The sequence below is a fragment of the Comamonas sp. C24C genome (genome assembly GCF_053345995.1).
Genome location: NZ_JBKFBC010000002.1, coordinates 505,057 through 527,553, shown reverse-complemented (window position 1 = coordinate 527,553; position 22,497 = coordinate 505,057). Strand labels below are relative to the sequence as shown.

Annotated in this window: 25 protein-coding genes and 1 riboswitch; of the genes, 9 read left to right on the top strand and 16 right to left on the bottom strand. The window is 62.6% G+C overall.

All coding sequences use genetic code 11. The features are described 5' to 3' along the window. Positions 1 to 20: 20 nt before the first annotated feature. From ACLBXN_RS06100 to ACLBXN_RS06055, 10 genes are all read right to left on the bottom strand, one after another. The gene (locus tag ACLBXN_RS06100; protein ID WP_447611489.1) at positions 21 to 1,028 is read right to left on the bottom strand and encodes an aminotransferase class I/II-fold pyridoxal phosphate-dependent enzyme; all 1,008 of its coding nucleotides are present in this window, start codon (positions 1,026 to 1,028) and stop codon (positions 21 to 23) included. Beyond that, positions 1,021 to 2,103 carry an adenosylcobinamide-phosphate synthase CbiB gene (gene cbiB / locus ACLBXN_RS06095; RefSeq protein ID WP_447611488.1) on the bottom strand — a complete coding sequence of 361 codons (1,083 nt, stop codon included), beginning with the start codon at positions 2,101 to 2,103 and terminating at the stop codon, positions 1,021 to 1,023. Before cbiB ends, ACLBXN_RS06100 begins: the two co-directional genes overlap by 8 nt. Further along, a complete protein-coding gene (gene bluB, locus ACLBXN_RS06090) occupies positions 2,100 to 2,852 on the bottom strand; it encodes a 5,6-dimethylbenzimidazole synthase (RefSeq protein ID WP_043004131.1) in 753 nt (250 codons plus the stop codon). Before bluB ends, cbiB begins: the two co-directional genes overlap by 4 nt. Before the next feature lie 36 nt (positions 2,853 to 2,888). Continuing rightward, the gene (gene cobO / locus ACLBXN_RS06085; RefSeq protein WP_211455940.1) at positions 2,889 to 3,458 is read right to left on the bottom strand and encodes a cob(I)yrinic acid a,c-diamide adenosyltransferase; all 570 of its coding nucleotides are present in this window, start codon (positions 3,456 to 3,458) and stop codon (positions 2,889 to 2,891) included. Positions 3,459 to 3,519: 61 nt separating this feature from the next. Beyond that, a complete protein-coding gene (locus ACLBXN_RS06080; RefSeq protein ID WP_447611487.1) occupies positions 3,520 to 4,317 on the bottom strand; it encodes an ABC transporter ATP-binding protein in 798 nt (265 codons plus the stop codon). After that, the gene (locus tag ACLBXN_RS06075; protein ID WP_447611486.1) at positions 4,314 to 5,357 is read right to left on the bottom strand and encodes a FecCD family ABC transporter permease; all 1,044 of its coding nucleotides are present in this window, start codon (positions 5,355 to 5,357) and stop codon (positions 4,314 to 4,316) included. The genes ACLBXN_RS06080 and ACLBXN_RS06075 overlap by 4 nt, the downstream gene beginning before the upstream one ends. Continuing rightward, on the bottom strand, positions 5,354 to 6,265 hold the full coding sequence (locus ACLBXN_RS06070; RefSeq protein WP_447611485.1) for an ABC transporter substrate-binding protein: 912 nt from the start codon (positions 6,263 to 6,265) through the stop codon (positions 5,354 to 5,356). The genes ACLBXN_RS06075 and ACLBXN_RS06070 overlap by 4 nt, the downstream gene beginning before the upstream one ends. After that, a complete protein-coding gene (locus tag ACLBXN_RS06065) occupies positions 6,262 to 6,843 on the bottom strand; it encodes a bifunctional adenosylcobinamide kinase/adenosylcobinamide-phosphate guanylyltransferase (RefSeq protein ID WP_447611618.1) in 582 nt (193 codons plus the stop codon). Before ACLBXN_RS06065 ends, ACLBXN_RS06070 begins: the two co-directional genes overlap by 4 nt. Before the next feature lie 50 nt (positions 6,844 to 6,893). Continuing rightward, positions 6,894 to 8,306 carry a cobyrinate a,c-diamide synthase gene (locus tag ACLBXN_RS06060; RefSeq protein ID WP_447611484.1) on the bottom strand — a complete coding sequence of 471 codons (1,413 nt, stop codon included), beginning with the start codon at positions 8,304 to 8,306 and terminating at the stop codon, positions 6,894 to 6,896. Positions 8,307 to 8,317: 11 nt separating this feature from the next. Beyond that, positions 8,318 to 10,234, bottom strand: coding sequence for a TonB-dependent receptor domain-containing protein (locus ACLBXN_RS06055; RefSeq protein ID WP_447611483.1), 1,917 nt, complete (start codon positions 10,232 to 10,234; stop codon positions 8,318 to 8,320). Between the two features lie 68 nt (positions 10,235 to 10,302). Beyond that, positions 10,303 to 10,543, bottom strand: a riboswitch (cobalamin riboswitch). A 240-nt stretch (positions 10,544 to 10,783) separates the two neighbouring features. Between ACLBXN_RS06055 and ACLBXN_RS06050 the strand changes: the two genes are divergently transcribed. From ACLBXN_RS06050 to ACLBXN_RS06035, 4 genes are all read left to right on the top strand, one after another. Further along, positions 10,784 to 10,993: a hypothetical protein gene (locus ACLBXN_RS06050; protein ID WP_003063053.1), complete on the top strand. Its 210-nt coding sequence runs from the start codon at positions 10,784 to 10,786 to the stop codon at positions 10,991 to 10,993. Positions 10,994 to 11,033: 40 nt separating this feature from the next. Next, on the top strand, positions 11,034 to 11,414 hold the full coding sequence (locus tag ACLBXN_RS06045; RefSeq protein WP_043004125.1) for a cell division protein ZapA: 381 nt from the start codon (positions 11,034 to 11,036) through the stop codon (positions 11,412 to 11,414). A gap of 589 nt (positions 11,415 to 12,003) precedes the next feature. Beyond that, positions 12,004 to 12,396 (top strand): MerR family transcriptional regulator, encoded by a 393-nt coding sequence (locus ACLBXN_RS06040; RefSeq protein ID WP_447611482.1) that lies wholly within the window; start codon positions 12,004 to 12,006, stop codon positions 12,394 to 12,396. A gap of 60 nt (positions 12,397 to 12,456) precedes the next feature. After that, positions 12,457 to 13,041, top strand: coding sequence for an NAD(P)H-dependent oxidoreductase (locus ACLBXN_RS06035; RefSeq protein WP_447611481.1), 585 nt, complete (start codon positions 12,457 to 12,459; stop codon positions 13,039 to 13,041). 150 nt (positions 13,042 to 13,191) lie between these two features. Here the strand turns inward: ACLBXN_RS06035 and ACLBXN_RS06030 are convergent, their stop codons facing one another. Next, a complete protein-coding gene (locus ACLBXN_RS06030; protein WP_447611480.1) occupies positions 13,192 to 13,338 on the bottom strand; it encodes a hypothetical protein in 147 nt (48 codons plus the stop codon). Between the two features lie 98 nt (positions 13,339 to 13,436). Next, a complete protein-coding gene (locus ACLBXN_RS06025; protein ID WP_447611479.1) occupies positions 13,437 to 13,736 on the bottom strand; it encodes a hypothetical protein in 300 nt (99 codons plus the stop codon). Positions 13,737 to 14,060: 324 nt separating this feature from the next. Between ACLBXN_RS06025 and ACLBXN_RS06020 the strand changes: the two genes are divergently transcribed. Both ACLBXN_RS06020 and ACLBXN_RS06015 read left to right on the top strand, forming a co-directional pair. Continuing rightward, positions 14,061 to 15,017 carry an AEC family transporter gene (locus ACLBXN_RS06020; RefSeq protein WP_447611478.1) on the top strand — a complete coding sequence of 319 codons (957 nt, stop codon included), beginning with the start codon at positions 14,061 to 14,063 and terminating at the stop codon, positions 15,015 to 15,017. Positions 15,018 to 15,105: 88 nt separating this feature from the next. Continuing rightward, the gene (locus tag ACLBXN_RS06015; protein ID WP_447611477.1) at positions 15,106 to 15,795 is read left to right on the top strand and encodes an alpha/beta fold hydrolase; all 690 of its coding nucleotides are present in this window, start codon (positions 15,106 to 15,108) and stop codon (positions 15,793 to 15,795) included. Between the two features lie 288 nt (positions 15,796 to 16,083). Here the strand turns inward: ACLBXN_RS06015 and ACLBXN_RS06010 are convergent, their stop codons facing one another. Next, the gene (locus tag ACLBXN_RS06010; RefSeq protein WP_447611476.1) at positions 16,084 to 17,028 is read right to left on the bottom strand and encodes a GlxA family transcriptional regulator; all 945 of its coding nucleotides are present in this window, start codon (positions 17,026 to 17,028) and stop codon (positions 16,084 to 16,086) included. Between the two features lie 113 nt (positions 17,029 to 17,141). Here ACLBXN_RS06010 and ACLBXN_RS06005 point away from each other — a divergent pair, with 113 nt between their 5' ends. Genes ACLBXN_RS06005 through ACLBXN_RS05995 form a run of 3 tightly spaced genes read left to right on the top strand, consistent with a single transcriptional unit; the run spans position 17,142 to position 19,560 of the window. Beyond that, the gene (locus tag ACLBXN_RS06005) at positions 17,142 to 17,942 is read left to right on the top strand and encodes an SDR family NAD(P)-dependent oxidoreductase (protein ID WP_447611475.1); all 801 of its coding nucleotides are present in this window, start codon (positions 17,142 to 17,144) and stop codon (positions 17,940 to 17,942) included. 21 nt (positions 17,943 to 17,963) lie between these two features. Next, positions 17,964 to 19,097 carry a thiolase family protein gene (locus ACLBXN_RS06000; protein WP_447611474.1) on the top strand — a complete coding sequence of 378 codons (1,134 nt, stop codon included), beginning with the start codon at positions 17,964 to 17,966 and terminating at the stop codon, positions 19,095 to 19,097. A 46-nt stretch (positions 19,098 to 19,143) separates the two neighbouring features. Next, positions 19,144 to 19,560 carry a PaaI family thioesterase gene (locus ACLBXN_RS05995; protein ID WP_447611473.1) on the top strand — a complete coding sequence of 139 codons (417 nt, stop codon included), beginning with the start codon at positions 19,144 to 19,146 and terminating at the stop codon, positions 19,558 to 19,560. 244 nt (positions 19,561 to 19,804) lie between these two features. On the opposite strand, the gene ACLBXN_RS05990 is transcribed toward ACLBXN_RS05995, so the two are convergent. From ACLBXN_RS05990 to ACLBXN_RS05980, 3 genes are all read right to left on the bottom strand, one after another. Continuing rightward, entirely contained in the window at positions 19,805 to 20,779 is a 975-nt protein-coding gene (locus ACLBXN_RS05990; protein ID WP_447611472.1) for an NAD(P)-dependent oxidoreductase, read from the bottom strand. Then, on the bottom strand, positions 20,722 to 21,420 hold the full coding sequence (locus ACLBXN_RS05985; RefSeq protein WP_447611471.1) for an RraA family protein: 699 nt from the start codon (positions 21,418 to 21,420) through the stop codon (positions 20,722 to 20,724). The genes ACLBXN_RS05990 and ACLBXN_RS05985 overlap by 58 nt, the downstream gene beginning before the upstream one ends. Before the next feature lie 107 nt (positions 21,421 to 21,527). Then, positions 21,528 to 22,496 (bottom strand): Bug family tripartite tricarboxylate transporter substrate binding protein, encoded by a 969-nt coding sequence (locus ACLBXN_RS05980; protein WP_407715891.1) that lies wholly within the window; start codon positions 22,494 to 22,496, stop codon positions 21,528 to 21,530. Position 22,497: the final 1 nt, after the last annotated feature.

The following is a 22,497-nucleotide window of genomic DNA, read 5'->3' as shown; positions in this document are numbered from 1 at the left end:
ATCAGGTCTGATCGGCAAGGTCATTCAATGCTTTTCCAGGCCTGCTCCAGAGCGGCCTGAGACACGGGCGGCAGAACACCCAGCCGTACATGGCCAGCCAAACCAAAGCTTGCACAGTCCCGCAGCTTGATGCCCTTTGCACGCAGGCTGGCCAGAGGCGCGGCAAGTTCTGCCAACGGCAGCCCTGCGACAAAGTAATTGGCCTGATGACCGGGTACGACCTGCCAGCCCAGCCTCTCGCACAGCGCCAGCTGCTGCGCCTTCCAGCGGCGCAAGGTCATCAGGCTGTGGGCCAGCCATTGCTGCACCTCGTCCGTCACCCAGGCCTGCAGCATGGCCACACCATGCGAGCCCACCACCCAGGACGCCGCCAGCGCGTTCAGCGCCTGCAGCTCTGCGGCAGTGGCATGCAGGGGGGCAATCGCATAGGCAGCGCGCACGCCCGTCATGCCCAGGGCCTTGTTGGGCGTCCACAGCTGCCAGACACCGTCGAGATCGCGCTCGGGTGGCTCGCCCTCCAGCCATAACGGGCGATAGGCGCAATCCAGCACGCGCCACTCCTTCTGCGCCGGCGGCTGCTGCCAGGCGTCCCAGATGTCTTCCATCGCCCCCAGCGGGCTTGAAGGCTCGCAGGCCCAGCTCAGCACCGGCGGCACGGCCGTCTGCGCGCGCGGGCCAAGCGACAGCCGCCAGACTCGTGCGGCCTGCAGATAGTCGCCGTAGTGGTGCCGGGGAAACTGCACGCTTTTGGCGCCGCTGCGCACGGCATGCAACGTGATGCGGTGGATCAGCTCGCTGCTGCTGCCACCAATCAGGATGCGCTCGACCGCCACGCCATGAAAAGCCGCCAGCTGCGCGCGCAATGCCCTGTACTGCGGATCGGGGTACTGCGCGACATGGGCGGCCTGCAGCGCCTTCACGGCCATGGGACAAGGCCCGCAGGCATTGCGATTGGTCGAAAAATCATGCGCCGGAACGCCCAGCGCATCAGTGCCGCCATGCATGGCTGCCGCATTCGCATCAAACATTGGCAAGCAGCCTTCCTCTCCACAGAACAATCAAAATCATAGCTGCCAACGCAAGCAGGACATGCGATACGATTACTTTTGATGCAAATTTTACAGACATCTCCAGATCGGCCGCCCGCGGTGCCCGTCCCTGCGGGTTGAGTCGATAGACTCCGGGCTTGGAAAGCTGAACCCCCAATGCCTGCGCCATGGCCCCCATGGGCCAGCCACCATTGGGCGACGGCGTCACGCCAGCATCGCGCCTCAAATCGCTCCAGGACAGGCCACCGGCCAGCAGCGCCAGCCACATGGCGGTGATGCGCGCCGGAATCCAGTTCAGCACATCGTCGGCGCGGGCTGCCCATTTGCCCGTCCATTGCCAGTGGCGGCGGCGGTCGCCCTGGCCGCGCCAGCCAGGGTAGCCCCACATGGCATCGGCCGTATTGGCAAGACGATAGACGGCCGCCCCAGGCAAGCCTGCCACGGCGAACCAGAACAGCGGAGCAATCACGGAGTCGCTGAGGTTCTCGGCCAGGGTTTCGATGGCGCTTTCGCGCACGGTGGCCGCATCCAGTTGAGTCGTGTCGCGGCTCACCAGCCAGCTCAGGCGCTCCCGCCCGGCGGGCAGCGATTGCTGCAGTGCGGCCTCCACGGCCAGCACCTCGTCCTTGAGCATGCGCCAGGACAGCAGCGGCTTGAGCAGCACCCCCATCACCAGTCCCCAGAGCCACCAGGGGGCAAAACCCAGCATGAACTGGGCCAGGCCATAGACCATGAAAAACAGAGCAGCCAGTGCACACCAGACAAGCGCTGCCAAGCAGAAACGCAGATAGTCACTCTGCACTTCGGCACGCGGCGCAAGCGCCTGCCCCGACCAGCCCAGCAATTTGCCCATCAGCACCACCGGGTGCAGCCACACCGGCGGCTCGCCCCAAAGCCGGTCCAGCAGCAGGGCCACCAGCACGGCCAGCAGACCCGCCTGCACATTGGCAGCCCAGTTGAGCGCCGCCAAGTCGCTGGCGGTGAATACTTGATAGAGCCATGCCAGCGGACTGAGAGAAAGACCGATCAGCTCAGTCCAGCCAAAACTCGTCATGCGCCAGTCTTGCCCTTGCCGGCGCATGGATCGCTGGCCGGCTTGCTCTGGCTCGCCGCAGCCACGACGCGCGCGTCGTCCCAGACATCGTCCATCAGCATATCTTCCAGCGGAGCGCGGCAGGCCCACTTTTCCTGCTGCAGCATGGGCTCGGCATAGTAGGCATCGACTGGGCCCAGGCAGAGCACGCCCAGCGGATGGGCGCCTTCAGGCATCTGCAGCAATCGGGCCAGCGCCAGCGGATCGAAAATCGAGACCCAGCCCATGCCCAGACCTTCGGCACGCACGGCCAGCCAGAGGTTCTGGATGGCACAGGCGCTGCTGGCGATGTCCATCTCGGGCAGGGTTCGGCGACCGAAGATATGCGCTTCGCGTCCCGGCGGCATGGCCACGACCAGCACCTCGGCCGCATCGAGCACGCCCTGAACCTTGAGCTTCATGAAGTCTTCTTCACGTTCGCCCAGGGCCTGGGCAGTGCGCACGCGCTCCTCCTCGATCAGACCGTGGATCTGCAGGCGCAATTCGGCACTCTTGACCCGAATAAAACGCCAGGGTTGCATGAAGCCCACGCTGGGGGCGTGATGCGCGGCGCGCAACAGGCGCAGCAAGACCTCGTCGGAGACCTTACCGCCCGCGAAATGGCGCATGTCGCGGCGCTCATAGATGGCGCGGTAGACGGCAGCCCGCTCGGCCTCGGTGAAAGGCGTGGCGGCTATCGTCGCGAAGGGGCGGGTCTTGGATTCGGTCATGGAACTATTGTCGCGCCACAGACATGGCAAAAGCCATCAGTCTTCGATACCTCTTTGAGCGGGAATACCCGCCTGGAAGGCATGTTTGATCAGCGTCATCTCGGTCACGGTGTCGGCAATGTCGATGATCTCCTGCGGGCAGCGGCGGCCTGTCAGGCAGACATGCACATCCTTGGGACGTGCCTTGAGCGTGTCCAGCACATCCTGCAGCGGCAGCCAGCCATAGATCAGCGGATAGGTGATCTCGTCGAGCACGACCAGAAACAGCTCTCCCGAAAGAATATCGGCCTTGGCCTTTTCCCAGCCGTCACGCGCCAGCTGGGCGGAGTGATCGAGGTCCTTGCTCTTCCAGCTGAAGCCATCGCCCAGCCCTTCGATGGGCAGTCCGACCTGCTCGGCCAGGCGATGCTCGCCAAAGCGGGCCGTGGGCACCTTCATGAACTGATAGACCTTGACGGCCTTGCCCCGGCCCGTGGCGCGAAAGGCCAGACCAAAGGCGGCTGTACTCTTGCCCTTGCCATTGCCGGTGTTGACGATGATCAGGCCACGGCGTTCGCCCTCAGGCTTTTCGTAAGGCTTCTCGGTGGGAGGAGTTTCAATATTCATAGCTACTCTCGCTTGTCTATCAAGGGCTAAAGGACAAAAAGTCAAAAAATTTCGACCCAACTCAGTTCAGGCGCGGCAGGGCCAGCCACAGGCCGTCGAGTTCGCGCACCTGTATGCGTCGGTCAAACACGGCCTCCAGCGCGGCATGGGTGGCGGAGTCACCGCAAGCTCCCTGATGCGTGATACGGCCGGCCTGCATGACGACCATTTCGTCAGCCAGCAGGGCAAAGGACAACTCGTGCAGCACGCTGACCAGGGTCGCGCCTTGCTGCACCAGACTGCGGGCCGTGAGCATCCAGTCGGTCTGGTGAGGCGGGTCAAGATTGGCCAGTGGCTCGTCCATCAGCAGGGTCCGGGCCTGCACCGCCAGGGCCCGCGCCAGCAGCACCCGCTGGCGTTCACCGCCCGACAACTGGCCTATGCTGCGCTGGCGCCAGTCCCAGGCATGGGTCTGGCGCAACGCCTGCTCCACGGCCTGGCGATCGGCGCTTGAGGCCGGAGCCAGCCAGCCCTGGTGGGGCAAGCGCCCCAACATGACCAGGTCATAGACGGCCATATCGGCCGCCACCGGCTGATTCTGGCCAAGCCAGGCCAGGGCCTTGGCACGCTCTCGACCATTCCAGTCGCCGAGCTTGCGGCCCTGCAAAAACACGGCACCGCTTTGCCGCTGGTTGGCGGCACGCATGCCAGCCATGGCGCGCAGCAGCGTGGACTTGCCCGCGCCATTGGGGCCGACGATGGCCGTCCAGCGGCCTTTGGGGATCTGCAGACTGAGCTGACGCAGCACCTCGCGCTCGCCCAGATGCACGCTCAGGGCCTCGGTTGCCAAAGCGATTCCAGTCTCGATATTGCTGCTCATGCGCCCTCTCCAGACGGCATGGCGCCGCGTTGGTGCATCAGCCACAGCAGATAGCTGCCACCTAGCACAGCGGTGAGCACGCCCACGGGCAGTTCCTGGGGAGCAATCAGCCAGCGCGCCAGCAGGTCGGCGGCCAGCAGCAGCACCGCCCCCATCAGGCTGCTGAGCACCAGCAGCCAGCGGTGCAGCGCACGCACCATGGAGCGCACCAGATGGGGCGCAGCCAGGCCTACAAAAGCGATCAGACCGGTCTGCGCCACTGCGGTGCCCGTAGCCAAGGCCAGCAGCACGATCAGCAACAGACGCAGCGGCGCCAGCGGCAGGCCCAGGCTATGGGCCGTGGCTTCGCCCAGCGCGAGTCCGTCGAGCACGCGGCTCAGGCAGCAGGCCAGCACCAGCGCAGGCAGCAGCACCCACAGCATGAGTGCGCAGGCATTCCAGCCCGCAAACGCCGTGCTGCCCAGCATGAAGGACTGCATGGCCTGCATGATGTCGGGGTTCATGAGCAGCACCAGCGATGCGGCTGCGCCCAGCACCACGCCCACCACCACACCGGCCAGCAGCAGGCGCATGGTGTTCTGCACGCCCTTGGCCAGCACCAGGGTCAGCACCACTGCAAGCACGGCACCGGCAAAGGCCGCGCCCGTCACGCCCCAGCGGGCCAGGCCGGCCAGCGCAAAAGGCGAGACACCCAGGGCAGCCATGGCCAGCGCCACTCCCAGCGACGCCCCCGAGGCACTGCCCAGCAAGTAGGGATCGGCCAGCGGGTTGCGAAACACGCCCTGCGCCACCGCCCCGGCCAACCCCAGCAGCCCTCCGGCCAGCAAGGCCGCCGCAGTACGCGGCAGGCGAATGTCCATCACGATCTGCCAGGCCAGCGGGTCATGCCGGGCATGAAGCACGCTCTCGAATCCGGTGCTGCCGATACCCGCGCCCAACAGCGCCAGCAAAGCCGCGGCCAGCGTCAGCCACAGCAGCAGCCAAGCCGCGGCAAGCCCGCGCTGCCCCCTGCGGTGATGACTGGAGACGCAGGCTTTCATGGGCTCTTGCCCTGCTTCGCCGCCAGACGTTGCAGACACTGGACGATGATTTGCGCCCCCTCCGCCATGCGTGGGCCGGGGCGTACCAGAATGTCGGATTGCTCGGGCGTGAAGGCGCAGATCGCGCCCTGCTTCACCGCCCGCATCTGGGCCCAGCCCGGATATTCGGGCACACCGGTTTTCCAGGCTCGCTCGCCGCCCATCAGAATGTCCGGGTCCAGCTTGACCACATATTCGGGGTTCAGGCGCGGAAACGGACCTTGCCTGGCATCGATCACATTGCGCAAGTGCAGCCGCGCCAGTGTCTGGCCGATAAAGGAGTGTTCACCAGCGGCATAAGGGCCACGGCTGGCTTCAAAGTACACACGCTGACCACGCATGGCCTCGGGCACGCCGGCTGCAGCCTTGCTCAGGTCGGCTTCGATTCCGGCCCAGACGCGGTCTGCGCCCTGGGCTGGCGGCAAGGCCAGCAACTGGCCCATCTTCTGCATCACGGTGCGCGCTTCCTCGTGGGTGCGCGGCTCCAGCGCCACCACCTTGAGGCCCAGCGCCTCCATGCGCGCAATGGCCCGTGACGCCATGGAAACCAGCACCAGATCGGGCTTGAGCGCCACAATGCTCTCGATATTCGGATCCAGCCCCCCGCCCACCACGGGCAAGGTCTTCACATGGACAGGCCAGTTGGAATAGCGATCCACCCCCACCAGACGCTCGCAGCCGCCCAGCGCGCACAGGCTCTCGGTCAGCGAAGGCAGCAGGCTGACGATGCGCTGCGGTGGCTTGGCCAACTGAACTTGAATGCCGCGTGCATCAGAAATCTGCACGGGTTGAGCCACTGCAGGCAGGACGCTGACAAGCAGCAAGCCTGCCGCGACACAGGCCGCCAGGCGTTGGATGATCGCTTTCATGCCTGCGGCCCTTTCAGCGCCAGCGGCAAGCCGGCGCACATCAGCGTGACGCTTTCGCAATGCGCAGCCGCCTGCTGATTGAGCAAGCCCAGTGCATCGACAAAGGCGCGCACTTCGCGCCCCATGGGAATCACACCCAGACCGATTTCGTTGCCAACCAGAATGACGGGGCCGGCCGCGGCATCAAGCGCTTTCAAAAAGAGAGCTAGCTGCGCTTGCCAGTCATGGGATTTAGGCTGATTTGATTCCAAATTTTCAGCCTGTACGGGCATCAGCCAGTTCGTAAGCCACAAGGTCAGGCAATCAATCACCAGCAGGCGCTGCGGGCTGCTGTGCCGGGCCAGCACCTGGGCCAGCTCGCGCGGCTCCTCAATGGTCTGCATGCCGGGCACGCGCTCGGCGCGATCACGCTGGTGGCGCGCAATGCGCTCGCTCATTTCCGCGTCCCAGGCCTGACCGGTGGCCACCAGCACAGCCTGATGCCCGGCGTCTGCCTGCAGCCACTGGCGCGCCAGCAACTCTGCGCGACGGGATTTGCCGCTTTTCTGCCCGCCCAGTATGAGCTGGGTACGCGGCATGACGAAGGAGACTGTGCTTGCAGGGCTCATGGTGGTGATGGACAAAAGGCTCAGCCTTCGATTGTTGCGCCAAAAAGCGCCGCCACCGCCGACGGGCAGGACGGAAACCAGGCATGAAAGTAACTGGCCTGCACACTGCCATACTGATAAAGCGCCTCGCCACGATCGGCCTGTACGGCCGCGCCGGGGCGACTGCTGCGCGTGAGCACCGGCATGGCCGTCTCCAGCCTTGTGTAGTGAAAGGTATGGCCGCGCAGCAGGCCCGCATCGAGTGCCAGCTGTTGCATGCCCAGACCGCCAAGCCGACTCTGCATTACAACCTGACCGGGCAGCAGCCCCCACATGGGCTGGGTGCTACCGTCCAGGGCGGTCACGCCATCGCACAGCGCCAGCATGCCGCCGCACTCGGCCCAGACCGGCTTGCCCTGTGCCATATGCTGGGCAATACCGTCGCGTAACTGCCGGTTCTCATGCAAGGCCCGGGCATGCAGCTCTGGGTAGCCGCCGGGCAGCCAGATCGCATCGCAGTGCGGCAACGCATCCCCAGCCAGCGGCGAGAAAAAGCACAGCTCGGCCCCCATGGCGCGCAAACAGTCCAGATTGGCGGGATAGATGAAGGAAAACGCCGCATCGCGCGCAATGGCAATGCGACGGCCGCTCAGCCAGGGTTCCACCCGAGCTTGATCGGCTGACATGTCCGGCGCAGCAAAGTCGACGCACCAGTCCTGCCAGCTGGGTTGGTCGTCGTCCGAGCTCCAGGCCCTCTGCCCCAGCGGCGTCTGGGCAAGGGCATCGGCTGCGGCATCCAGACGCTGCAGGGCATCGCCGAGCTCGTGGGCCGCGATCAGGCCCAGGTGTCGCTCCGGCAGCAGCGCCGCAGACCTGGCCTTGACCGCCACATCGCCCAGTTGCACTCCGGGCATGGCCCCGAGCCACAGTGACTGGTCGCGCAGGCCTTGCCAGAGCAGATCCGCATGATGCGCCGTGGCCACCCGGTTGGCCAGCATGCCGGCCCAGCGCAGGCCGGCCTGGTAATGCTGCAAGCCGTAGGCCAGCGCCCCGAAAGTGCCCGCCATGGCCGAGGCATCGACCACGGCCAGCACGGGCAGCCCCAGCAACTGCGCCAGATCGCCCGCGCTGAAGTTGCCGTCGAACAGGCCCATCACGCCTTCGACAAGAATCAGGTCAGCCTCCTGGGCCGCCTCATGCAGGCGTTGGCGCACATCCGCCTCGCCCGTCATCCACAAATCCACCGAATGCACGGGCGAACCACTGGCCAGCTCATGCCAGTAGGGGTCCAGAAAATCCGGCCCGCACTTGAATACGCGCACCTTGCGTCCCTGACGCGCATGCAGCCGTGCCAAGGCCGCCGTCACGGTGGTCTTGCCCTGGCCAGAGGCCGGAGCACTGATCAACAGCGCGGGGCAGCGGTTGGTTTTTTCCGGCATTGCGATGGATGTCATGGCGACCCTGTTCAGTTAGCTTCCCACTTCACACCGATATAGCCGCTGCGGCCTTCGGTGGCATAGGTACGGGCCAGTTCATAGCGCTTGTCAGCCAGATTGTTGATGCGTGCCACCAGGCTCCATTCACGTGTCAGCTGCTTTTGTGCACTCAGATTCCAGAGCGTGTAGCCGCCCAGCACTGTCTTGTTGGCAGCATCGTCAAAGCGCTTTCCGGCGGCCTGCATTTCGACGCCCAGCCTCCAGCCAGCCAGTGTGGTGTCAGCAGACAGATTGGCGTAACGCTTGGAGCGGCGAGCCAGTTGCAGATCCTTATCGGTATCTCGCGGATCCTGGAAGTCCACCGAACCTTGCAGATTCACCATACCCAAGCGGGTGGTGGCGGCCAGGGTGATGCCTTCGTAACGGGCCTTGGCCACGTTGGCATAGCAGCCGCCGTAAAGGCCGGTATTGCCCGCACAGGTGCCCGTCCCACCCACATAGTTGATGAGATTGGATACATTGTTGCGATAAAGCGTGGCCGAGAAGCTGTCGCTGCCCTGGCCCCATTTCAGGCCCAGTTCCACATTGCGGCCTTTTTCAGGCGACAGGCTGGCATCGCCGTATTGGCTGAAGCGCTGATAGAGCGTAGGTGCGCGAAAGGCAGTGCCGGCCGATGCGGTTGCGCGCCAGTTGGGCATGAACTCATATGCATACGCAGCGCTGCCCGTGGTGTGGCCGCCGAACTCGCTGTCGCGGTCATGACGGGCGTTGAGCTGCAGCGTGTGCTTTCCCGCGTGCAATCCGTAGCCCAGTGCCAGCGCGTTCTGGGAGCGATTGCGGCTGCCGATATCCAGGCCGTTGTTGACCAGCTTGTCCTCGCGGCGCTCCAGCGCGGCCGTCACGGTCTGCGCTCCCAGCCGCCACTCATTCTGGAACAGATAGCTGTGCAGACGCGTGTCGGTTTCATAGACACTGGGCTTGGTCTGGTAGAAATCGCGTGACTGCGTGTACTGAAGGCGCGTGCTGTAGATATCGCTCCACTTGGCCAGCCAGTTCAGGCCTACCGCATTCATCTTGTAGATGCTGCGGTCGTCGGCCATAGGGCTGGTCTTGGAGACAGTGGCGTCATAGCCTGCGTTCATATAGCTGGTCAGAGCTGTGGCCTCAACACGTTGATTGCTGCTGATCTGGTAGCCCACACGGCCGTTGAAGGCGTTGCTGCGATAGCCATCCGCATCGGGATTGAAGCCCGCAGAGGTCTTGGCATTGAAGCCGTTGCTGCTGGCATGCGAAACACCCAGGCTGTAATCCCAGCCCGCAACGCCGCCGCTGATGCCTGCCTGAGCCTTCACCGTGCCACGACTACCCCAACCCAGACCCACATAGGGCTTGGCTTGGCCCTCGCCCTTCTTGGTGAAGATCTGCACCACGCCGCCCACGGCGTCTGAGCCGTAGACAGCCGCCGCCGGGCCGCGCAACACTTCAATGCGGTCGATCGCTTCCAGCGGAATATCCTGCCAGGATGCACCGCCCGTGGACTGGGAGTCCACGCGCACTCCATCGACATAGACAGCGGTGAAACGCGTGTCAGCACCGCGCAGATAAACGCTGGTGGTCGAGCCAGCACCACCGTTGCGCACCATCTGCACACCCGGTAGACGCGAGAGCACATCGGCCACACCCACGGCACCCGCAGTTTCAATCGTTTCACGACCCACCACCGACATATCGGCCACCAGATCCGACAAAGGCTGTTCGATGCGATTGGCGGTAACCACGGTTTCTTTCATCTGCACCGCATCGGCCTGCGCAGCTGACTGAGCCTGTGCGGCAAACGCCATGGCCAACGCAGATGCCAGCAAGGTGGGACGGAGAACAAAAGAGGAGGAGGCGCGTGCGCGCGAAGCCACCTGCGCCAGGCGCAGGGACGAAGATTGCGGACTCATGGAAAGCACACTTGAATACGCCCATGCCAGCCTACCCGCCGACATTGAGCAAACATACCTGCACACAATGCAGGCAACCCATGTTGGCCGGTATCCGGGCTAGGCGAATCATCCTCTTGCCGGCCTTCCCAGCGCGCAGCGCCAGTGGCCATGGGGGAAAAGGCGGAATGCCGCAGCATTCCATTCGCCGACCGTTGCGGGGGCAGCGCAGGTTCGGAGAGCCAGTGCATCTGGCCAGCCCCTCCCTGCTTCCCGTTGAACTGAGACCACAGAAAAGCAGCCTCGAGCACCAACAGGCGTCCATTGTAATGAGCGCTACGCGGCGCAAATCCTTCATTCGAAGTAGCCTTGCGCGGTTCAGGTGACGATTTTTTACCTTAAACACGCGTTTGAGGCACACAGAACTTGCGCAGCACGCTACGATTTTGAGAGAAATATTGCAGTTTCCCGACTGCGGCAGTCAAGCAGGCCGTGCTCTGGCGCAAACTGCGAATTTGCCTGCACATTTATACTCACCCACGGACTGCAAGACCTACAATGGCAGAGTCTATGACCACCCAGCCCTCTCTTGATCTCATTGCCGAGCGCGTAGAGCGTCTGCTGGTGCGCCACGAGGAACTGCAGCGCACCAACACCCTGCTCACCGATCAGGTCATCGCTCTGACGCAAGAGCGCGATTTGCTGCGTCTGCGCCTGCAGGCCGCTCGTGCGCGCGTCGATGCATTGATCGAACGCCTGCCCGCCAACCAGGGAGAGTGACAGCCGTCACCCTCCATCACCAGACCCGCCACTGACGCCCATGAAGCAGATCGATGTGCAAATCATGCAGCAAAGCTATGTGCTGACCTGCCCCGATGGTCAAGAAGAACGTGTACAGGAAGCCGTTCGCCGCGTGGACGAAGCGATGACCCGCATCCGCGACAGCGGCAAGGTCCGCTCGCGCGAGCGCGTGGCAGTGCTGGCAGCCCTCAATATGGCGTTCGATGTGCTCGACCGCGATGCCCAGCAAGCCCACATGGCCAACGCCCAGGCTGAAATGCAGGCACTCGCTCAGGAGCAGAGCGCGGCCTCCGAAGTCAGTGCCGCCGCCCAGGCCGAATTGCAGCGTCAGCAGGAGCTGGCAGAGCAACTGGTGCTCAGGCTCGATCAGGCTCTGGATGCTGACGCCAGGCTGCTTTGATCAGTTAACCTCGGCAACAAAGCAGTCATGAGCTGCGCACGACAGCCAATACCCGCTAGAATCAAACCGTCTGCAAATCTGCCGGTTTTTATATTTCCTTGAACCAATGCTCAACGAGCATGGGCTTGATAAATCACCTATTGAGCGTGATCGTCTCGCGTCAGATGAACCCAACGATAGGTTGCTCTTGCCCACCTGAACCCCCGGTTCAGGATGACGAGCCGGTGGCATTTGCAGACACCTTTACCGACAAGCTGTTGATGTAGTTGGTTTACAGCCATGAACGTGGCCCAAAAATCAAACAACGCCACGCTAGGCATCAACAACTTGCAAATCTGGATTGATGATTGGCCCGCATTGCGGGCCTTTTTCTTGCCCATAGCCTGAGGCCATTCCGACAGCAGACCTTGATCTGCGCTGGCTGCACCCAAGGCTTTAGGCCCCCCCCCGGAAATCGATGCTCCGGCAAATCCCGGCTGACACACCTGCACCCGCAACATGCCCAAGCGACTTCAGACACGCATGCAACTTCAGCCCTCAGCCGTCTGCGCAAGCGCCCGCCATTCCTGGAAGCACCCGAAGGTCAGTTATGCGCATCGGTGAGCTCGCGGCACTCACAGGCTGCACACCCAAGGCGCTCCGCCTCTACGAGGCCCACGGTTTGCTCGGCACCGTGGCGCGCAGAGGCAGCTACCGCAGCTATGGCCCTGAGGATGTGCAGCGCGTGCAATGGATTCGCCAGGCGCTGGCACTGGGATTTCGCCTGGCTGCGCTTCAGCCGCTACGCGCCATCGACACCGCCGCGGGCGCCGCAGCCGTCCTGGAACTGATCCAGTCCCGGCGACGTGCCATTGCCGACGAGCTGGCGCAGTTGCAGGCTGCAGACACCGCTCTTGCGGCGCTGAGCGTGGAGTTGGCCAGTTGTGAGGACTCAATTGGGTGCGTGACGCCAGACAGGCTCCCGATCCGATCCAGCGCTTGACTTTGTCCCACGGGGCAAGGTGATGCTGGCGGCCTCCAAACTCCGCGAGCCTCCATCGCCATGTCCCGTCGCATCCTCATCATCCTCGGCCAGCCCTCTTCCCACAGCCTGTGTGCAAGCCTGGCTCACACCTATGCCGACGCCGCGCGCCAGTCCGGAGCCGAAGTACGACTGCTGTCACTTGGGGAAATGTATTTCGATCCCATCCTTCGTCATGGATATGCGCATGTCCAGCCGCTGGAACCCGACCTGCGGGATGCACAGATCGACATTGCCTGGGCTCAGCATCTGGTATGGGTCTATCCCATCTGGTGGGGCGGACTACCGGCGCTACTCAAGGGCTTTCTGGATCGTATCTTCCTTCCAGGCTTCGCCTTCAAGTACCGAGCCAATTCCGTGTTGTGGGATCGCCTACTGACAGGCCGCACCGCCGAACTGATGGTGACCATGGACTCCCCGCCGTGGTACTACAGATGGGTACAGCGCCAACCCGGTCACCGGCAAATGAAGCAGACCATCCTGGAGTTCAGCGGGATCAGGCCTGTGCGTGTGCACAGTTTTGGCCCGGTGATCAACTCCAGCGATGCAGCGCGAGCGGGCTGGATCAAACGCGCATGCAAGCTGGGTGCTCGTGCAGGCGCCTGAGCTCTGTTTCCCCATGCATTGCACATGAGAGGCGGGCGGCGGGTGAACTCCTTGTGCGAAGTTCGTCGCATGCAAGGCATACGAGTATCGACAACTGTCGGTCGGGTGCAGCGCCCCCGCAATCACGGCGGCGTACAATCCGTCCCTGACTTACTTGTTGTCCTGCAACACCTCGGGCACCACATTGGCTGGAGTTGATTCGGAGGCGGCCGCCTTGCGCTGAGCCTTCTCCTCCTTTTTTTTCTTCTTCTCCAACTCGCGTTGCCGTTTTTCGAAGGGATAGTTTGGTTTCGGCATCGGAGCTTCCTTGGAGTTTTACGCAGCTCACCATAACCGATATCCCGGTGTGCGTCATGCGCCGGACATGGCTGGAGCGGACAATAAGCTGCCTCCGGCTAGTCGTTTTGCCCCAGGACGATGAGAACCGCGCCACCGAGGAGCAACAAGACTGCCAAAGCCAGCCAAAGTTCGAGATAGGCAATACTGCCCCGTGCATCCAAAGCAAATCCCGCCGCGCACGACAGTGCAGCACTGACCAATAACAGTGTTCCCAATTTACTGCGCAGCATGGCTTGTGTCCGTGCTTCTCTCTCAATGATGGCTTGATGACGGCAATGCCGACCAGGCATCCCAGCCGCCATCAGCTTCCGAATACCGGGATCGGCCCAACGCTGTCTATTTTCGACGATGACCATAGCTTGCGAAGCCAAGTCTCAAGGGTTTTGTTACCGAAGGTAGAACATAACTCCTGCGTTTCAGGGGCCCACTCGAGCATGGGTTCAACGAGTCGTAACATCGAAACCCAGAAGCCTCCCGAGCCCGACACCCAAAGCGTTTGCGCATGCACCATCTGTACCAAGCTTGACGCCGAGGACATGGCCTGACAGCAGGGCTTGGCAAACAAAGCAAGCAGGATCCCGGAACTGGTAAGAAGAAGAGTTAAGCTCTGCGCCCGAGGAATGCACGTGCTCACACTGAGAGCAGGTGCAGGCAGCGGCTCAGTTTAGTTGGAGAGTTGAATGAATGGTTCCGCGATAGCGGCACTGCTACCGGTGATTGCATTGATCGGTACGGGGTTTGGCGTAGCACGTGCAGGACTGGTGCGGCAGACAGCAGTCAAGGATATGTCCAATCTGGTGTTTCTGCTGCTGCTGCCGGCACTGCTGTTTCGCACCATGGCGCAGGTGCATGTCGGCGAACTGGACTATCGTCCGATCGGTGTGTACTTTCTTTCGGCCATCATCGTGTTCGTGGCAACAATGCTGGTCTATGGCTTCAACACATTGGCTGCGGCGCGTGGCTTAGCCAGCATGTTCAGCAATGCTGCCATGATCGGCGTGCCACTGGTGGGCCTGGCTTTTGGCGAGCAAGGACTGGTGACATTGTTCACCCTGATCTCGGTGCACGCTCTGGTACTACTGACGGCCGCGACCATGGTGTTCGAACTGGCCTCCTCTCGTGAGCAACATACAGACGACACCCACGGCAGGCGATCCCTGGGGAGCACGGTCTGGCAGGCGGTACGCAACAGCATCATCCACCCTGTGCCGCTGCCGATTCTGGCCGGTCTGCTGTGGTCGCTGACAGGCTGGCCCCTACCCGAGGTGCTCGATACCTCGCTCAAGATGCTGGGCTCTGCCATGGGCCCCATGGCACTGCTGCTCGTCGGCATCACCCTGGCCTTCACCAAGATCGGTGCCCACTGGCGCCCCGCAATGCGCATCACGCTGGTCAAATCGCTGGTGCATCCCCTGGTGTTTCTCGCCTGTGCCTGGCTGCTGCAGCTGCGCGGTCCGGCCATGGGTGTGATGCTGATCTGCTCGGCCTTGCCTGTGGGCGCCAATGCCTTGCTCTTCACTCAGCGCTACCGTGTCGCCCAGGATGAAGTAGTCGCCGGCATTGCGCTGTCCACCTTGCTGGCCCTGGTGACCATGCCGCTGCTGCTGATGCTGCTGCATGTCTTGCATGGGACCTGAGCATGGTTCTCAGGCTCGCCCGCGCAGGCACTACGGCATCGGACGGCTCCACGAGCCGGACCATGCCTGACATCCTCAAGGAACTTCATTGACCACCGTCCTCATTCCAGGCTTCATGCTCGATCAAGACTTATGGTCTGACATCGGGCCATTCCTGCAAACACGAGCCCCTCTTGTCCATGCGGATCTCGCTTCAGCTGACTCGATTGAGGAGATGGCACAGCACACCATAGGCATGATCCCCGCCGGTCCATTCGACGTGATCGGGTTCTCAATGGGAGGCTATGTGGCGCGTGAAATCGCAAGGCTTGCCCCGGACCGGGTCAGGCAACTCGTGCTTATCGCCACCTCGTCGCGCGGCGACACGGAGCTGCAAGCGCGACGCAAGGTCGATGCAGCCATGGCTGCACCCAAGACCTTTGCCGGCGTGAACCGGAGAGCCATTCGTCAATCGTTGGCGCCACAACGGGAGCAGGATGAACAACTGGTGGATCGCATCCATGCAATGAGCGTGCGCCTTGGTGGAGACACTTTTCGCCGCCAGGCGCTGCTGCGCCGCGAAGGCGACACGGACAGGCTGAGCGAGATCCGGTGTCCAACCCTGATCCTTGCGGGCGAGCAAGATCGCTTGCGCGGCCTGGATGAGTCCATGGAGTTGCACCAGGGCATCCGAGGATCGGAGCTCAAGACCATCAATGCCGGCCATATGCTGCCCATGGAAGCTCCCACGGAAACCCAGGCCATGCTGGCGCAATTTCTTCAACACAATCCCGCATAGTCGGCTGTCCACCTTCAAATCAGGCTGGCCCGTCACACGGGCAAGTGCAGCGGGCGCCATTTTCGGCAGTTGCAGATTGTGGCTTCGTGGGTCGCAGTGCTCCGAACGCTCGACGCAAGAGCTGTCACTGACCATGGTGGTCGTCTCTGCCCATGCGCCTTGCCGCCTAAGACAGTGGCAGACCTATTTGCCACAGACGCGTCGGCAGCCAGTGAGATGGCAGCGGCAGGTCTAGCCCTAACACCCGCCACCATGGCCGAGTCGTTTCGTTCCAGGTGTGCAGGCGTCTTACGGCTGCGCCCTGGCCCCACGCCGTATGGCCTGCGGCGGCATGCCGAAGCCACGCAGAAAAGCCTCTCGCATATGACGGCGGTCACGAAAGCCCGTCTCCTGCGCAACCACCTCCAGCGGGTGTCGGCTGCCTTCAAGCATCAGTCTTGCGGCCTCGAGCCTCAGGCCCTCAACCGCCTTGGCGGGGGATTGGCCGGTCTCGGCCGTAAACACCCGGCTGAACTGGCGCGGACTCAAATTGGCGGCCTCGGCCAGCGCCTCCACGCTCAGTGACCGGGAAAGATTGCGCCGGGCATGCTCCAACGCCTGCTGAATACGGTCCGACCTGGGTGTCAGCCTGAGCATCTCCGAGTGCTGTGACTGCCCGCCCGAGCGGCGCTGGTGCATGACCAGGCGATGCGCCACCGATCGTCCGACCTTGGCACCCAGGTCCTGCTCCACCAACGCCAGCGCCAGGTCAATCTCTGCCGTCATGCCTGCAGAGGTCCAGATCGGTCCGTCGGCGATGTAGATGCGATCGGCTTCAATCTGAGCCCGTGGGCAGCGCCGCTGCAAGACCTCGGCCCAATACCAGTGCGTGGTGGCGCGGCGCCCGTCGAGCAGACCGGCTTCGGCCAGCAGGAAGGCGCCCGTGCACAGGCCCGCCACACGCCGCGCGGATGCCGTCACCTTGCTCAGCAATCGGATCAGCTCGGGATCCGCGGCGACGTCCTGCGATGCGAGCTTGCCTGCAACCAGCCAAGTATCCGCCCTACAGTGTGCCGAAAGTGGCTTTGCCTGCAACACAAGCCCTGTCGAAGCATGGGCCACCCCGCCCGCAGCATAGGTCTCCACCGCATAGAAGGGCTGCTCCATCATCAGGTTGGCAAGTTCGAACACGGCCTGGGTGGCCAGCGCCATGACTTGAAACCCCTCGGGCAGCAGGTAGGCAATACGGTGCATCAGGAGTTCCTTCCATGTCCTTTTTTATGACTATATACGTCATTTACGACAAACGCCGCATATCGCACCATTCAAGCCATGGACAACAGCCATCAACCCTAAGGAGCTTCAACATGGCACAAACCCACCTGGGTACCGCACTCGTCACCGGGGCATCGTCCGGCATCGGTGCGTTATATGCAGAAAAGCTTGCGCAACGCGGCTATGACCTGATCCTGGTCGCGCGCAACCGCGAACGACTGAATGCGCTGGCTAGCAGCATCAGCACGCGCACCGGCCGCTCGGTCGCAGTCATGCCTGCGGACCTGAACGACCGCGCCGAGCTGGAGCGCGTGGAGCAGCAACTGCGCACGGACGCCAGCATCACCCTGCTGGTCAACAACGCCGGCATGGGCACACATACGCCATTGCTGCACAGCGACGTTGAACAGATGAGCCGCATGATCGATCTGAACGTCACAGCACCTATGCGGCTGGCCTATGCAGCAGCTCCTGGCTTCGTGACTCGCGGCCACGGAGCGATCATCAACATCGCGTCCATCGTCGCCATCTCCCCCGAAACCCTGAATGGCGTTTACGGCGCCAGCAAGGCTTTCGTACTTGCCTTCAGTCAGTCGCTTCAGCATGAGCTGGCTGACAAAGGGGTTCAGGTACAGGCCGTGCTGCCCGGAGCCACGGCAACGGACTTCTGGGCTGCTGGGGGGCTGCCGGTGGAAAACCTCGATGCGCGCATCGTGATGAGCGCGCAAGACCTAGTCGATGCAGCTCTGCTGGGCTTTGCGCGTGGCGAGAAGGTCACTATCCCTTCACTGCATGCCGGCGAGAAATGGGATGCCTATGAGGCTGCGCGCCGCGCCATGACAGGCCAGCTGTCCAGCAATACCGTCGCCCAGCGCTATGCCGCTGCGCACTGATTAGCACAAGGAGCCCCTGCCATGAAAGCCGTTATCGCCTCTTATGCGCGCTCGCCGTTCCACTTCGCCCGCAAGGGGCGCCTGGCCGACGTGCGGCCCGACACGCTGGCAGCCCAGGTGGTTCAGGGCCTGCTGCAGCGCATCGACCTGGATCCCGCTCTATTGGAGGATGTGATTCTGGGCTGCGCCTACCCGGAGGCTGCCCAGGGCAACAATCTGGCTCGCATCGTCGGCCTGCTGGCTGGCCTGCCCGAGACTGTGGGCGGCATGACTGTGAATCGCTTTTGCGGCTCATCGATGCAAGCGGTGCACATAGCCGCCGCTCAGATAGAGGCCGGCATGGGCGATGCCTTTGTCTGCGTGGGCGTGGAGTCGATGACGATGGTGCCGCAGGGCGGCTTCAACTTCTCGCCCAACCCCGAGTTGCAGGCAAGCAGCGATGCCTACATATCCATGGGCGAAACAGCGGAGAACGTAGCCCAACGATGGAACGTGAACCGAGCCGACCAGGAGCTGCTGGCGCTGCAATCCCATCTGAAGGCCGCAGCGGCCCGCGATGAGGGGCGGCTGGCCGACGAAATCATCCCCATCCCCTTGCCAGGCGGAGAGCTGGTGGGCAGCGATGGCTGCATACGCCCGGCCACCACGCTAGAAGCCCTGGAAGCGCTCAAGCCAGCCTTCCGACCTGATGGCATAGTCACTGCGGGCACCTCATCGCCGTTGACCGATGGCGCTGCGGCCGTGCTGGTCACCAGCGATGATTTCGCGCAACGCCAAGGTCTTCAGGCATTGGCGCGCATCCGCAGCTTCGCGACCGTAGGGGTGGACCCCGCGATCATGGGCATAGGGCCGATCCCGGCCACGCGCAAGGCGCTGGTCCGTGCAGGTCTCACGGTGGCCGATCTGGACGTGGTCGAGATCAACGAAGCCTTTTCATCGCAGGCGCTGGCCTGCATCCGCGACCTTGGCCTGAACATGTCCGTCGTGAATATGGATGGCGGTGGGCTGGCCATCGGCCATCCGCTCGGTGCAACGGGGGCGCGCATCACTGGCAAGGCAGCGGCCCTGCTTGCGCGGCAGCAAGGACGGTATGCCCTGGCCACCCAATGCATAGGCGGCGGACAAGGTATTGCCACGGTGCTGGAGAGACCTTGAAGTCAGATCAGCCAAGACCAGAAATCCAACTCCACTCAAGGAAGCCATGATGCTCCGCACCACTGAAACCCTGGACAGCCTGTTTGAACGCCAGCGTGGAACGCTGCCCGATACCTTTGGCGCGCGACCGCTGGCCATGGACGAAGGCCGCATGACCATGGAGATGACCATTGCGCCATGGATGATGGCTCCCAACGGATTCCTGCATGCCGCCACGCAGGTGATGCTGGCCGACACCTGCGCCGGCTATGCGACCCTGGTGCATCTGCCCGAGGGCGCCAAAGGATTCACCACACTGGAGTTGAAGTCCAACTTCCTCGGTACCGCAAAGCAAGGCATCCTGCAGGTAGAGGCCGTGGCAGAACATCTGGGACGGACAACACAGGTGTGGTCGGCTACCGTGTTCGATGACAAGGGGCGCAAGCTGTCGCTGTTCCGCTGCTCGCAGATCGTTCTTTGGTAGAGAGCCAGTTGCCATGCCTGGCGCTGCAGGGCCTGACCACGCATGTGCCTCCAGCGCCACCAGCTCAATGCCTTGAGCCCCGATGGCGGCCATGAGATCTGGCGGACTTCCGGGCAGTCTGATTCTGCTCTCGCATCGGGAAGCGCTGTGGTGGCAGTTCACAGCGTGCTCTCCTCTTCCGTAACCAGCTTGCCAGCGACCAGACTGTCCTCCAATCAGGGCCATAGCAAGCTGCCTGCTTGACCTAGGCCCTCAAGATCTGCAGCGCATTGTGTGCAGCTGCAACGCCCATCTTGACATAGGCATCGGCCGTGATTCCGCCGATATGGGGACTGAGCACGATACGCGGCTCTTCGCAAAACAGATGCGGATGCGCCATGGGTTCTATCGCGAAGCTGTCCAGGCCTGCAGCCCCTACCCGACCGTTCTTCACTGCTTCCAGCAAGGCCGACTCATCAATCAAGCCACCTCTGGCTGTGTTCACAATGAGAACACCCGATTTGCATGCAGCCAGGCTGCTGGCATTGAGCAGATGGGCATTCTCATTCGTCAGCGGGCAATGCAGAGAAATGACATCCGATTCACTCAGAATGCTGCTCCAGTCTGCCCGCTGCACAAAGGTCGGCAGGTTCTGGGCATAAGGATCGAAGCCCAGCACCCGCATACCCATGGCATTTGCCACTTTGGCAAAGCGCAGCCCTATGGCCCCCAAGCCCACGACGCCGACAGTACGCCCTTCGAGCTCAACATTCTTGTGCGTGGCCTTGTCCCAATGACCTGCACGCATGCGTTGATCAAGCTGAATCACGGACTTGGCGCAGGCCAGCATCAGCGCCAGCGCCTGCTCCGCCACGGCCGCAGCATTGGCCCCCACTGCAGCGACGACCTGAATGCCGCGCTGGGCTGCAGCCTGCTTGTCTATGGTGTCCGTCCCGCTGCCATGCTTGGAAATCACCCTCAGGCTGGGTGCCGCGTCCATGGCCTGTGCACCCACCCTGCTGTAGCGCACGATGATTCCCACCGGGTCATGCTGTTTGCACAGGCGCACCACATCATCTTCGGTGGGCGTCTTTCCCGCATACACCATGTCGAAATCGGCCAGCAACGCCAGGGCCTGAGGCGCAAGGTCTGCGCCTGTCACCAAAAAGACCGGCCGCTTAATCACAGTGTTTCTCCTTCCCGGATCACGCCGGCAGAGCGCAGCGCAGCATCCAGCCATGCTGGTGCCAGCGCTATGCGGTTGCGAATGTCGGCAATGCGCTTGGTTTCCGCAGCCACCTTGCTGACGGCCAGCGATAGCATCGCCGCTGCCTTGCTGCGTTCAATGACAGTCACGCCATCGGCATCACCCACCACCAGGTCACCCGGGTACACCGTCACGCCGCCGATGGAGATGGGATGATTCAGACGACCAGGCACAAACTTGGTCGGTCCATTCGGGTTCAGGCCGGCGGCGTACATGGGAAAGCCCAGTTCGCGGATGGCCTCGCTATCACGTACTGCGCCGTCAATCACCACGGCGGCAATGCCAAGGGCCATGCATTGCTGCGACATGATCTCCCCCATCAGGGCGCTGGAGAGATCGCCCTTGCCATCCACCACAATGACATCCCCTGGCTGCGCCACTGCCATGGCTGCATGAATCATCAGGTTGTCGCCCGGGCGCACCTCGACGGTGATGGCCGCCCCCGCAAAACGCATACAGGGAGCCAGCGGCGCAATCCGTCCATGCAGCCCGCCGCGGCGGCCAGCCACATCGGCCAAGATTGACGAAGGAAACTGGGCTGCCTGTGCAACCACTTGTGCATCCACACGCTCTATATTTCGAACCACATCAGGCAATGCAGCGGCTTGACTCATAAGAATCTCCAGGGGCCGGTGCATTCCGGCCGGTTCAGGGGTGAGAAGGAAAGAGGAAAGAGGAAAGAGGAAAGAGGAAAGAGGAAAGAGGAAACCGAATCGGCCGGTCAGTCGATGCGCGCGCCGGACTGCTTGACCACCTGGCCCCAGCGCACGATGTCTTCTTTGATCAGAGAGGAAAACTGCTCGGGGCTGCCTCCGACAGGGATGGCGCCTTGATCGCTGAGCTTCTTGCGCAGGTCTGACTGACTCAGGGCCTTGTTGAATTCGCTGTTGAGCTTGGCGATCACCTCCCTGGGTGTGCCGGCAGGCGCAAGCAATCCAAACCATGTCACGGCATCAAAGCCTTTGTAACCCGACTCGTTGATGCTTGGTACTTCGGGCAGGTCATCCACCCGCTTTGCAGACGTCACGGCCAAAGAACGCATCTTGCCTTGCCGGATCTGGCCAATCAGCGTGGGGACGGATCCCAGGTACAGATCCACATTTCCGCTGACTACATCGGTCAATGCCTGAGCCGCGCCTTTGTAGGGCACGTGCTGCATCTTGATACCAGCGGCCGACTGCAGCAGCTCGCCGGTGAGATGCGCCACCGTGCCATTGCCGGGAGATGCAAAATTGAGGTGTCTGGGTTTGGCCTTGGCCGCTTTCACCACATCGGCGAGTGTCTTGTACGGTGCACTGGTTCCTGTGACCAGCACAAAGGGCGCATTCGCAACCTGCACGATCGGTACGAGGTCCTTGACCGCGTCATAAGGCATCTTGGCGTACAAGGCGGGGCTGATTGCCAGGTTGCTGGACTGTCCCAGCACCAGGGTGTAGCCATCAGCAGGGGCCTTGACCACCATGTCCACGCCCATGTTGCCTGCGGCACCGGGCTTGTTCTCCACCACAAAGACCCAGCCCGTGGCGCCGGTCACCTTTTGCGTGACCTCCCGCGCAATGATGTCTGTCCCTCCCCCTGCAGGGAAGGGAACGACAACTCGGATGGGACGATTGGGATAAGTTTGTGCGTACGAGGTCGCTACAGCAGCGAGAGCACAGAAAGCGACCAAAGTACGGCGGTTCAGCAACATG

Excerpts from the sequence above, each read along its gene's own strand:
- ACLBXN_RS06100 (WP_447611489.1), bottom strand. The coding sequence starts at position 1,028 with ATGTTTGATGCGAATGCGGCAGCCATGCATGGCGGCACTGATGCGCTG.
- cbiB (WP_447611488.1), bottom strand. The coding sequence starts at position 2,103 with ATGACGAGTTTTGGCTGGACTGAGCTGATCGGTCTTTCTCTCAGTCCG.
- bluB (WP_043004131.1), bottom strand. The coding sequence starts at position 2,852 with ATGACCGAATCCAAGACCCGCCCCTTCGCGACGATAGCCGCCACGCCT.
- cobO (WP_211455940.1), bottom strand. The coding sequence starts at position 3,458 with ATGAATATTGAAACTCCTCCCACCGAGAAGCCTTACGAAAAGCCTGAG.
- ACLBXN_RS06080 (WP_447611487.1), bottom strand. The coding sequence starts at position 4,317 with ATGAGCAGCAATATCGAGACTGGAATCGCTTTGGCAACCGAGGCCCTG.
- ACLBXN_RS06075 (WP_447611486.1), bottom strand. The coding sequence starts at position 5,357 with ATGAAAGCCTGCGTCTCCAGTCATCACCGCAGGGGGCAGCGCGGGCTT.
- ACLBXN_RS06070 (WP_447611485.1), bottom strand. The coding sequence starts at position 6,265 with ATGAAAGCGATCATCCAACGCCTGGCGGCCTGTGTCGCGGCAGGCTTG.
- ACLBXN_RS06065 (WP_447611618.1), bottom strand. The coding sequence starts at position 6,843 with ATGCCGCGTACCCAGCTCATACTGGGCGGGCAGAAAAGCGGCAAATCC.
- ACLBXN_RS06060 (WP_447611484.1), bottom strand. The coding sequence starts at position 8,306 with ATGACATCCATCGCAATGCCGGAAAAAACCAACCGCTGCCCCGCGCTG.
- ACLBXN_RS06055 (WP_447611483.1), bottom strand. The coding sequence starts at position 10,234 with ATGAGTCCGCAATCTTCGTCCCTGCGCCTGGCGCAGGTGGCTTCGCGC.
- ACLBXN_RS06050 (WP_003063053.1), top strand. The coding sequence starts at position 10,784 with ATGACCACCCAGCCCTCTCTTGATCTCATTGCCGAGCGCGTAGAGCGT.
- ACLBXN_RS06045 (WP_043004125.1), top strand. The coding sequence starts at position 11,034 with ATGAAGCAGATCGATGTGCAAATCATGCAGCAAAGCTATGTGCTGACC.
- ACLBXN_RS06040 (WP_447611482.1), top strand. The coding sequence starts at position 12,004 with ATGCGCATCGGTGAGCTCGCGGCACTCACAGGCTGCACACCCAAGGCG.
- ACLBXN_RS06035 (WP_447611481.1), top strand. The coding sequence starts at position 12,457 with ATGTCCCGTCGCATCCTCATCATCCTCGGCCAGCCCTCTTCCCACAGC.
- ACLBXN_RS06030 (WP_447611480.1), bottom strand. The coding sequence starts at position 13,338 with ATGCCGAAACCAAACTATCCCTTCGAAAAACGGCAACGCGAGTTGGAG.
- ACLBXN_RS06025 (WP_447611479.1), bottom strand. The coding sequence starts at position 13,736 with ATGGTCATCGTCGAAAATAGACAGCGTTGGGCCGATCCCGGTATTCGG.
- ACLBXN_RS06020 (WP_447611478.1), top strand. The coding sequence starts at position 14,061 with ATGAATGGTTCCGCGATAGCGGCACTGCTACCGGTGATTGCATTGATC.
- ACLBXN_RS06010 (WP_447611476.1), bottom strand. The coding sequence starts at position 17,028 with ATGCACCGTATTGCCTACCTGCTGCCCGAGGGGTTTCAAGTCATGGCG.
- ACLBXN_RS06005 (WP_447611475.1), top strand. The coding sequence starts at position 17,142 with ATGGCACAAACCCACCTGGGTACCGCACTCGTCACCGGGGCATCGTCC.
- ACLBXN_RS06000 (WP_447611474.1), top strand. The coding sequence starts at position 17,964 with ATGAAAGCCGTTATCGCCTCTTATGCGCGCTCGCCGTTCCACTTCGCC.
- ACLBXN_RS05995 (WP_447611473.1), top strand. The coding sequence starts at position 19,144 with ATGATGCTCCGCACCACTGAAACCCTGGACAGCCTGTTTGAACGCCAG.
- ACLBXN_RS05990 (WP_447611472.1), bottom strand. The coding sequence starts at position 20,779 with ATGGCTGGATGCTGCGCTGCGCTCTGCCGGCGTGATCCGGGAAGGAGA.
- ACLBXN_RS05985 (WP_447611471.1), bottom strand. The coding sequence starts at position 21,420 with ATGAGTCAAGCCGCTGCATTGCCTGATGTGGTTCGAAATATAGAGCGT.
- ACLBXN_RS05980 (WP_407715891.1), bottom strand. The coding sequence starts at position 22,496 with ATGTTGCTGAACCGCCGTACTTTGGTCGCTTTCTGTGCTCTCGCTGCT.